We start from the raw sequence: 9,586 nt of genomic DNA, 5'->3' as shown, positions 1-9,586 counted from the left end.
CCACGTCGTCACATCAGACTGTAGGCAAACACAGGATCTCCCACAGAGACCGCAGCCGCCCTACGTCAGCCACCACCACAACAGCAGCGTACCCACCAGCCCCACCACTGACACGATGGTCTGCAGCACCGACCAGACCCAGATCGTCTGCTTCAGTTGAAGGCCAAAATACTCGCGGACCATCCAGAAACCCGCGTCGTTGACATGGCAGAAGAACACCGAGCCAGCACCAATCGCAAGGGCCACCAACGAACTTTGCGTTGCTGCCAGCCCCGCCATCATCGGCGCAAGAATGCCCGCCGTGGTGGTCGTCGCGACAGTCGCGGATCCGGTGGCCTGACGTAAGGCCACGGCAATCAGCCAGGCCAGCAGCAGATACGGGATATGTGCGCCCTCTGCGACCTTACTGATGGTCTGGCTCACACCGGCATCCAGCAAGGTCTGCTTGAGACCACCGCCCGCCCCGATGGTCAGCAGCAGAACTGCAATCGGTGCCAGACTTTTGCGCAGCGTACCGTTCACATGTTCGCGAGTCAGGCCGTTGGCCCAGCCTAGGCAAATGACCGCCGCTATTACCGCAATGCTCAACGCCACCAACGGTTCGCCGAGAAACTTCAGGGTCAGGGCCAACGAGTTATGCGGGTCCATCAATATCTTGGCCAACGTGCTGCCCAGCATCAGAATCACCGGCAGCAGAATAATCAGCAATGAAATGCCGAATCCCGGCTGGCGTGTGACGTCAGATTTGGCCGAAAACAGCTCACCCAGCTCAGCCGGTTCCTTGATGTCCATGCGCCTGGACAACCAGTTGCCATACAGCGGCCCGGCGAGAATCACTGCCGGAACGGCAATGCAGAATCCCAGCAGCATCGTCAGCCCTAGATCGGCATGCAAGGCACTGACCGCAATCAATGGCCCTGGATGCGGCGGCATCAATGCATGCAAAGTGGTCATGCCTGCAAGGGCCGGAATCGCGATTTTCAGTAAAGGCTGATCGGAACGCCGGGCCATGACAAATATGATTGGCACCATCAGCACCAGCCCGACCTCAAAAAACAACGGCAGGCCGATGACCATGGCCACCAGCGCCATGACCCAAGGCAATGACCTGCCCTTGCCAAACCCCAGCAATGTAGTTGCGATTCGGTCGGCAGCCCCGGACTCGGCCATCAAGGCGCCGAGCATCGCACCCAAGGCGATAATCAATCCGGCCTCCCCCAGAATCCCCCCCGCCCCCTTGCTAAAAGCCTTGGCGACTTCCTCAGCAGGCAGGCCAGCACCGATTCCGGCGATGAACGTGCCGATGAGAATCGAAAGAAAAGGAGGGAGTTTTGTGGCGCTGATCAAGACAATGATCGTAGCAATTGCAATCAGACAGCAGACAATCAGGCGGGTGTCGTGCACCAGCCAGGCAGCAGAAGATACATCCAAGGCGCTCTTCCTTATCGTTGATTTCTGCAAGCGCGATCCAGCAGAAACATTTAGTTGTAATTACACAACACGATACCGGAACAGCCGACGCGCAAATATGAAGTTTGTGACAGTTTCACCGCTCCCCTCCCGGCCAGCTCCTTGATCTAGACGCTCGCTAACCCCGGCACCTGGGATTGCGCATACTCGATCAGCACTTCGCGCAATGCCTGAGCAGCGGCCGACAATTTGTGATCGGCGAGCATCATCAGGCCAATCGGGCGTTCAATCGTCGGCCCCACCAGCGCAATGCAATGCGCGCCCAGTTCATGCATCTGCTGAATACACAATGAAGGCACCGCACTGACGCCCAGACCGCTGGCAACCATGCGGCCAATGGTCGACAACTGATGGCTTTCGAACGCAACAGACAACTTGCCATGCTGCGCTTGCAGATGATGCTCAAGCAGTAAACGCACGGCCGAAGGGCGCTGCAAGGCGATGAAGTCTTCCTGCAAAAGCGCTTGCCAGGTGACTTCCTTACGTTGTGCCAATGGTGAATCCTGCGGCACCACTGCAACGAAGCGGTCGGTATAGAACGGCGTGAAGACCAGTGAGTTGCTGGACTCGGGTTCAAAACCGATGCCCAGTTCAACCCGCCGATGACGGACCATTTCCAGCACTTCTTCGTTAATCAGGTCATGAACGGCTACATTGACTCGTGGGTAGCGACTGCGGAACACCTTGAGCGCGCCGGGCAGCAAGTTACCGGCAAACGACGGCATGGCGGCCACCGATACTTTTCCCAGCTGCAAGGTGAAGCGCTGGCGCAGCAGTTCTTCAGCGTTGTCCCAGTCAGCCAGCAGTTGCCGGGCCAGCGGCAGCAGGGTTTCGCCTTCGGGCGTAAGGCTGACCGTTCGCGTGGTGCGGCTGAGCAACTGCCCACCCAGGTCATCCTCCAGACTTTTAATGGTCAGGCTCAGCGCAGGTTGCGAAACATGGAGCCGCTCACCCGCCTGGGCAAAGCTTAAATGCTGTGCGACGGCCAGAAACGCCCTTAACTGTTTGACGTTCATATATTTGCTTTTCTTATTAATCGATCAGAAAAACAAAATTAACAAATCACTGCCTCCGAGAGAAGATGTCGCAACGCTCCCCGACGGCCGGACCGTCGACCACAACTATAAAAGGCGGATCATCATGGCTGGACTCGACAAGCGAGTGGCGACTTATCAGGAAGCCCTCGCCGGGCTGACCGACAACATGACGGTGTTATGCGGTGGCTTCGGCCTGTGTGGCATACCCGAAAATCTTATTGCCGAAATCAAACGCATGGGCGTCAAGGGCCTGACTGTTGTTTCCAACAACTGCGGCGTCGATGGCTTTGGTCTGGGCATACTCCTCGAAGATCGCCAGATTCGTAAGATGGTCTCTTCATACGTAGGCGAAAACGCGCTGTTCGAACGCCAGTTACTCAGCGGAGAGCTGGAAGTCGAACTCACCCCCCAAGGTACTCTCGCCGAAAAAATGCGCGCAGGCGGTGCGGGTATCCCGGCGTTCTATACCGCGACGGGCTATGGCACGCCGGTGGCCGAAGGCAAGGAAACCCGCCAGTTCAATGGCCGCAACGTCATCCTTGAGGAAGCCATTACTGGCGACTTCGCCATCGTCAAAGGCTGGAAAGCCGACCATTTCGGCAATGTGATCTATCGTCATACCGCACAGAACTTCAATCCGGTGGTGGCAACCGCGGGCAAGATCACGGTGGTCGAAGTCGAAGAGATCGTTGAACCGGGTGTGCTGTTGCCTTCGCAGATCCATACGCCGGGTATTTATGTTGACCGGGTCATTCTCGGCACTTTCGAGAAGCGTATCGAGCAGCGCACCGTCAGAAAAGCCTGACGTCATTCTGCTTCCGAATGCTGTCTTGTACAGCCAACGGCATAAAACAACAAAGAGATCAGACCATGGCACTGTCCCGCGAACAAATGGCTCAACGGGTTGCACGCGAACTTAAAGATGGCTACTACGTGAACCTCGGCATCGGCATTCCGACGCTGGTGGCCAACTATGTCCCCACCGACATCGACGTCATGCTCCAGTCGGAAAACGGCCTGCTGGGCATGGGCGAATTCCCCACCGAAGAAACCATCGATGCCGACATGATCAACGCCGGCAAGCAGACCGTGACGGCCCGCGTCGGCGCATCGATTTTTGACTCCTCCCAATCCTTCGCAATGATCCGTGGCGGCCATGTGGACCTCACCGTTCTGGGCGCTTTCGAAGTCGATGTGGAAGGCAATATCGCGTCGTGGATGATCCCCGGCAAACTGGTCAAAGGCATGGGCGGTGCCATGGACCTGGTGGCCGGTGCCGACAATATCATCGTCACCATGACCCACGCGTCCAAGGACGGCGAGTCGAAACTGCTCCCCCGTTGCAGCCTGCCACTGACCGGCGCTGGCTGCATTCGCAAGGTACTGACAGACCTGGCCTACCTGGAAATCGAAAACGGTGCTTTTATTCTGCGCGAACGTGCACCGGGCGTAAGCGTTGAAGAAATCATCGCCAAGACCGCCGGTAAATTGATCGTGCCTGATGATGTGGTCGAGATGAGTTTCTGATTGGGATCAATAGTCCCTTGTAGGAGCTGCCGAAGGCTGCGATAGCGGTGTGTCAGAGATGCCGTTTTCGCAGCCTTCGGCAGCTCCTACAAAAGCCACGCGTTACAGATTCAACCCCAATAATAAATACAAGAGGACAACCCCTGTGGCCGCCGATATCGAAGATAGCCGCTCAGCCCGCTTTGCCCTGCGTTGCGCCAAATGGGCGGAACGCTGGTTTCCTGACTCCTGGGTGTTTGCTGCACTGGCGGTAGTCATCGTCACGGTGGCGACCCTGGCCATGGGCGCCAGGCCTGCCGACGCCGCCAAAGCCTTCGGTGACGGGTTCTGGAGCCTCATTCCCTTCACCATGCAAATGGCCTTCGTGGTCATCGGCGGTTACGTGGTGGCCAGCTCGCCTCCTGCGGTAAAGCTCATTGACCGACTGGCACGCATCCCCAAGAACGGTCGTTCGGCAGTGGCCTGGGTTGCGCTGATTTCCATGGTCGCCTCGCTGCTCAACTGGGGCCTGTCCCTGGTATTCGGCGGTTTGCTGGTCCGCGCCCTCGCCCGCCGTACCGACCTGCGCATGGACTACCGTGCAGCAGGTGCTGCGGCGTATCTGGGGCTCGGCGCCGTATGGGCACTGGGGCTTTCATCCTCTGCAGCACAGTTGCAAGCCAACCCCGGCAGCCTGCCGCCGTCTATTCTGGCGATCACCGGCGTTATCCCGTTCACAGAAACCATTTTCCTCTGGCAGTCCGGTGTATTGCTCGCTGCTCTGGTGGTGGTTTCTCTGGTGGTCGCTTACGCCACAGCGCCGGGCCCGAACAGCGCCAAGGATGCCCAGGCCTGCGGCGTCGATCCGTCGTTCAGCATGCCAAAGCTGCCCGCGCGTACTCGCCCGGGCGAATGGCTGGAATACAGCCCGCTGCTAATCATTCTGATGGTGCTGCTGGCGTCCGGCTGGATCTTCAACGAGTTTTCCACCAAACCGGCCATTACCGCGATTTCCGGTCTGAATACGTATAACTTTCTGTTCATCATGGTCGGCGCGCTGCTGCACTGGCGTCCACGCAGCTTTCTTGATGCAGTGACTCGGGCAGTGCCCACCACCACGGGTGTGCTGATCCAGTTCCCGCTGTACGGTTCGATCGCAGCATTGATGACAACCGTAAAGGGTACGGACGCACAGACCCTGGCGCATCACATCTCGACGTTCTTCACCAGCATCGCGTCCCACGACACCTACGCGCTGCTGATGGGCGTGTACTCGGCAGTGTTGGGCTTCTTCATCCCGTCGGGCGGTGGCAAGTGGATCATCGAAGCACCCTATGTGATGCAAGTGGCCAACGACCTCGAGTATCACCTGGGCTGGGCCGTGCAGATCTACAACGCCGCCGAAGCGCTGCCGAACCTGATCAACCCGTTTTACATGCTGCCGCTGCTGGGCGTACTGGGCTTGAAGGCCCGGGACTTGATCGGCTTCTCGTTCGTGCAATTGCTGGTGCACACACCGCTGGTGTTGTTCCTGCTGTGGATTCTGGGCTCGACCCTGGCGTACATACCGCCGATGCATCCGTAAACCTGTTTACAGCCGTTTGAATTGAAGAGCATTTGCTGCAGGGGCTGACCTGGCTCTATGTGGGAGCCGGGCTTGCCCGCGATGCAGGCGATGCGGTGTATCAGAAAGATCGCCATCGCAGCCTTCGGCAGCTCCAACAGGTTCGTGTTTGCCTAAGACATTTGAATTCAGACATTCAGGCTGAACAACTACCGTCATAATCCAGTACGGCAACCTTGGCCAACAGCTCACGCAACTCACAGGCCTGCTGCTGGCCCAGGGACTTTTCGAAACACTGCTGGGCTTGTTCCCACAGCGCCTGGGACTCCAGCAGTTTGTCGACGCCGGACTGCGTCAAGCGCACGCGTCGGCTGCGTTTGTCTTGCGGGTCGACATCCACCGAGATCAGCCCCTCTCGCTCCAGTGGCTTGAGGTTTTGCGCCAGCGCCGAGCGATCAATCACCAGAATCGCCGCCAGCTCAGTCACTGCCGGTGCCTGATTGCGCGCCACCTGCATCAGAATCGAACGCTGTGTCGAGCGCAGACCGCAGGGCGCCAGAACCGCGTCGTACAACTGGGAAATACGCCGGGTCGCCTTGCGCAGGCTGGTTGCATGACACAGCACTCGCGGTGCAATCCGAAGGCTGTCGGGGATCTGCAACGCAAAGACTGGCGTCGGACTCTGGCTCATATAGGTTCCTGCAGATACGTCTATCAAGGAGCTGCCTTGGGCAATGCTGGCATATCCCCGTGCTCAGCAACAGCCAACACCCACGCGTTCACGGCATCAGGCTCGCTCATGAATCCCGTCCAGCCGTCCACGGCCGATGACCGCACCGTCGATGGCTTTGAGCAACTGATTGCGATTGGGTGGGCTCTCGAAGTGCAGCTGTCGATCCAGTGCCAGCAGTTGAAAGCTGTATCGATGCGGACCGTGACCGATAAGAGGCTGCGGACCGATGTAGGTCGCGCCGCCAAACGTGTTACGTCCCAAGGTGAGCAAGCCGCGGGAAGCGCTGCTCAAAGCTCCGACAGGCAGACCGTTGAGTTGCGGCGAAATGCCGACGGCAATCGCATGCACGAACGCAAAGGGTATTGGCGCATCAGCATCCTCAATGATCAGCACCAACTCTTTTGTGCCGGTCGGCAGCCCTTCCCACGCCAGTGGCGGCGAAAGATTACCGCCCTTGGCCGAGCCGACATGGGACAGCGGAATCTGCGCCATGGAGGCGAACGCCGGGCTGTGCACGTCGATAACCACCGGCGAAAACGCTACGGCCTTGTGGTTCCAGATCAGCTTGTTTTCGGTGGCACCGCGGCCGCGCAACATACGGCCCAGCAGACGATTCAGCATTTTGATACCTCCTGATCCGCGGCGCTCTTATCGCGGGCAAGCCGTGGTCCCACAGAAGATTGCGGTTCTCCTGTGGGAGATTCTATGTTTACTCGCAACGGGATGTGACGACGTGGGACCGGCTTCAGCCGGGAAGGCGGAATTTCAGACGATAAATATGGCGTGGATGTACTGGCCTCTTCCCGGCTAAAGCCGGTCCCACGTCGCTACCCCAAGCTTCACAGGGTGATCGCATTCTCGACCAGGGTGTGAGTGTGCACAAAAAAACGGCCAGCCGGATCGCTCCGGCTGGCCGTTTCTGTACCGCCTTACTGTTATTCGGCGATCTGCAGCTTGCGGGCTTCGGTATAGACGTAACGCACTTTCTCGTATTCGAACGGTGAGTTCATCTGGCCGTAGCGGAAGCTGGTGCTGTAGCGGCGATCAATAGCACGCAGCAGGAGGAGCTCCGGGTGATCGCTGCTGACCTGAGCCACGTTGAGGAAGTTGATCTGCGATTCGGCCGTGAAGTCGAAAAGCAGGCCGCCAGTGTCACGCAGGTTGGATGGGCCAAGCAGCGGCAGCACCAGGTAGGGGCCGGCCGGTACGCCGTAGAAGCCTAGCGTCTGACCGAAGTCTTCGCTCTGACGTGGCAGGCCCATCATGGTGGCCGGGTCCCAGAGGCCGACAACTCCGATGGTGGTGTTAACCAGCAGGCGACCGGTTGTTTCCAGCGAGCGCTGGCCTTTGAACTGGAACAGGCTGTTCAGCAGGTTGGGAATTTCACCCAGGTTGGAGAAAAAGTTGCTGACGCCGGTACGCACGAAACCTGGGGTGACGTAGCGGTAGCCGTTGACCACCGGCAGGAACACCCACTCGTCGAAGCGGTAATTGAAGTGGTAGACGCGACGGTTCCAGGATTCCAGCGGGTCATAGACTTCCAGCGCCGTCAGCGTGGCGCGTTCGAATTCCCGTTGATCCAGGCCCGGGTTGAACTGCAATGACTTGAGCGGCTGGGTAAAGCCGTCGGCATCGTCCTGACGAAGCACGGTGGCCGGGTGTTCAGCAATGTTGCTGTTGACGACGTCGGCAGCCTGGACGGTTCCTGCGCAGAGCAGGGCAGCGAGGAGTAAAAGACGTTTAGCCACGGAAGAACTCCAGCATGGCGTCGCTGTTGACGCGGTAATTGATGTTGCCGCAATGGCCGCCGTAAGGGTAAACGGTCAGGCGATCGCCGAAGGTTTTGCGCAGGAAACCCAGGTCGCCAGAGCCAAGAATCACGTCGTCAGCGTTGTGCATGACGGCGATCTTCGAGCTGCTGTGCAGGTAATCTTTCAACGCATACAGGCTGACCTGATCCACCAGTTGCAGCAGGCTGCCGCCATCGGTGCGGGCGCGCCACATTGGAATGACCTGCTCAGTCAGGTAGCAATCGAAATCGCATTGCAGCGCACGACGCAGGAACGGTGACAGGCTCGTGCCTTCGGTGATCGGAAACTTCGGTGGCGTGATCAGGCCGCGACGGTTGATCAGGTCGGACGTGAAAGCGATATCGGCTGACGAGAAGCGGAACGAGGTGCCGATCAACATCGCCATCTGTTCATTGGTCAGGTGCTGCTTCGACTGCTGGAAGTCGTACAGCAGAGCATCGTTGAGATCGATGTAACCTTTCTGACGGAAGTAACGGGTCAGTTTGGCCAGTACCAGCTCATAGAAAGTGGTGCTGTTATCGATGCCCTTGACGTTGGTTTGCACCAGTTTGTCGAGGTTGGAAATCGAGGTGTAAAGGTTGACCGGCGGATTGAGCAGCAGGACTTTCTTGAAGTTGAAGCTGCGGCGGGTCTCGTCCAGACGGCTGACGAACGCGGCGTTCAGCGCGCCGAGGCTGTAGCCCGTCAGATAGAAATCAGTGATTTTCAGCTCGGTTTGTTGAGCACGCACCGCCTGCATCACGCGATACAAGTCTTCAGCATCTTCGGTGGAAATGCCCGGTGTCGCGAAACGTGAGGCAGAGCTCATGAAGTCGTAGCTGGTTGGCGACGACAGCTGTACGACGTGATAACCCGCGCCGTAGTAAAGCTTCTTCAGGAATTCGTTGATGGTGCTGTTATACGGTGCGCCAGTACCAGCGATCAGGAAGATCAGCGGTGCGGCATGATCCTGCTTTGCCAGGCGGTAACGCAGCTTTTTCACGGCCCAGAAATTGTCTGGCAACGTGAACTCGCGCTCCGGACGCAGATTCAGGGTGTAGTCGTCCTGATCGATGTCATCGTCGGCGGGCAACTCTGGACGCATGTCGGGAGGCGTGGTGGCAATGGTCGCTTCAAAAGGGTTCTTTAAAGGAAAGCCATACGTGGCGGGGTCGACATCGACCGCCATAGCGGACGCACTCAAACAGAGGCCGCCGACAATGGCAGCGAAGCGCAGGAAACGGAGCATGACTAGATCCCTTGGGAAAGAAGTGCTGATGAGATACGCGGGCTATGACCATCGGTGTAGTGCCAAAGTGCCCTACTCGCAAGCGAACCTTTGTAAATAGATCGAGACAATACACGTTCTCTGGCGTCAAGAGAGCAGTACAGTGGTTTTTTATAGTGTGAAGGAATGGAATCAAGCCCTGTAGGAGCTCCCGAGCAACGCGAGGCAGCGTTGGGGGCCGGTCTGACATACCGTTCT

9 protein-coding genes are annotated in these 9,586 nt (G+C 58.1%); 3 read left to right on the top strand and 6 right to left on the bottom strand.

Going from position 1 to position 9,586, the window contains the following annotated elements; genetic code table 11:
* Positions 1-60 precede the first annotated feature (60 nt).
* Both H8S59_RS24095 and H8S59_RS24090 read right to left on the bottom strand, forming a co-directional pair.
* Positions 61-1,431 carry a GntT/GntP/DsdX family permease gene (locus H8S59_RS24095; RefSeq protein ID WP_187523048.1) on the bottom strand — a complete coding sequence of 457 codons (1,371 nt, stop codon included), beginning with the start codon at positions 1,429-1,431 and terminating at the stop codon, positions 61-63.
* Positions 1,432-1,577: 146 nt separating this feature from the next.
* On the bottom strand, positions 1,578-2,486 hold the full coding sequence (locus tag H8S59_RS24090; RefSeq protein ID WP_095095328.1) for a LysR family transcriptional regulator: 909 nt from the start codon (positions 2,484-2,486) through the stop codon (positions 1,578-1,580).
* 124 nt (positions 2,487-2,610) lie between these two features.
* Between H8S59_RS24090 and H8S59_RS24085 the strand changes: the two genes are divergently transcribed.
* The 3 genes from H8S59_RS24085 to H8S59_RS24075 all read left to right on the top strand — a co-directional run bounded on the left by H8S59_RS24085 (position 2,611) and on the right by H8S59_RS24075 (position 5,598).
* Entirely contained in the window at positions 2,611-3,312 is a 702-nt protein-coding gene (locus tag H8S59_RS24085; RefSeq protein ID WP_027902715.1) for a CoA transferase subunit A, read from the top strand.
* Between the two features lie 65 nt (positions 3,313-3,377).
* Complete coding sequence (locus H8S59_RS24080; protein WP_187523047.1) at positions 3,378-4,034, top strand: CoA transferase subunit B; 657 nt, start codon at positions 3,378-3,380, stop codon at positions 4,032-4,034.
* A 145-nt stretch (positions 4,035-4,179) separates the two neighbouring features.
* On the top strand, positions 4,180-5,598 hold the full coding sequence (locus tag H8S59_RS24075) for a TIGR00366 family protein (protein WP_187523046.1): 1,419 nt from the start codon (positions 4,180-4,182) through the stop codon (positions 5,596-5,598).
* A gap of 175 nt (positions 5,599-5,773) precedes the next feature.
* On the opposite strand, the gene H8S59_RS24070 is transcribed toward H8S59_RS24075, so the two are convergent.
* The 4 genes from H8S59_RS24070 to H8S59_RS24055 all read right to left on the bottom strand — a co-directional run bounded on the left by H8S59_RS24070 (position 5,774) and on the right by H8S59_RS24055 (position 9,349).
* Positions 5,774-6,268: a MarR family winged helix-turn-helix transcriptional regulator gene (locus H8S59_RS24070; protein ID WP_187523045.1), complete on the bottom strand. Its 495-nt coding sequence runs from the start codon at positions 6,266-6,268 to the stop codon at positions 5,774-5,776.
* Positions 6,269-6,364: 96 nt separating this feature from the next.
* Complete coding sequence (locus H8S59_RS24065) at positions 6,365-6,931, bottom strand: YbhB/YbcL family Raf kinase inhibitor-like protein (protein WP_187523044.1); 567 nt, start codon at positions 6,929-6,931, stop codon at positions 6,365-6,367.
* A 314-nt stretch (positions 6,932-7,245) separates the two neighbouring features.
* Positions 7,246-8,058, bottom strand: a complete 813-nt coding sequence (locus tag H8S59_RS24060) for an MlaA family lipoprotein (RefSeq protein ID WP_095093450.1) — start codon at positions 8,056-8,058, stop codon at positions 7,246-7,248.
* Positions 8,051-9,349 (bottom strand): serine/threonine protein kinase, encoded by a 1,299-nt coding sequence (locus H8S59_RS24055; protein ID WP_095093449.1) that lies wholly within the window; start codon positions 9,347-9,349, stop codon positions 8,051-8,053. Before H8S59_RS24055 ends, H8S59_RS24060 begins: the two co-directional genes overlap by 8 nt.
* Positions 9,350-9,586 lie beyond the last annotated feature (237 nt).

The sequence above is a fragment of the Pseudomonas folii genome (assembly GCF_014357575.1).
Taxonomy (GTDB): Bacteria; Pseudomonadota; Gammaproteobacteria; order Pseudomonadales; family Pseudomonadaceae; genus Aquipseudomonas; species Aquipseudomonas folii.
This window is presented reverse-complemented; position numbering and strand designations above follow the sequence as displayed.

Bases quoted from the DNA above. Each gene is read 5' to 3' on its own strand.
- H8S59_RS24055 (WP_095093449.1), bottom strand. From the start codon at position 9,349: ATGCTCCGTTTCCTGCGCTTCGCTGCCATTGTCGGCGGCCTCTGTTTG.
- H8S59_RS24085 (WP_027902715.1), top strand. From the start codon at position 2,611: ATGGCTGGACTCGACAAGCGAGTGGCGACTTATCAGGAAGCCCTCGCC.
- H8S59_RS24080 (WP_187523047.1), top strand. From the start codon at position 3,378: ATGGCACTGTCCCGCGAACAAATGGCTCAACGGGTTGCACGCGAACTT.
- H8S59_RS24070 (WP_187523045.1), bottom strand. From the start codon at position 6,268: ATGAGCCAGAGTCCGACGCCAGTCTTTGCGTTGCAGATCCCCGACAGC.
- H8S59_RS24090 (WP_095095328.1), bottom strand. From the start codon at position 2,486: ATGAACGTCAAACAGTTAAGGGCGTTTCTGGCCGTCGCACAGCATTTA.
- H8S59_RS24065 (WP_187523044.1), bottom strand. From the start codon at position 6,931: ATGCTGAATCGTCTGCTGGGCCGTATGTTGCGCGGCCGCGGTGCCACC.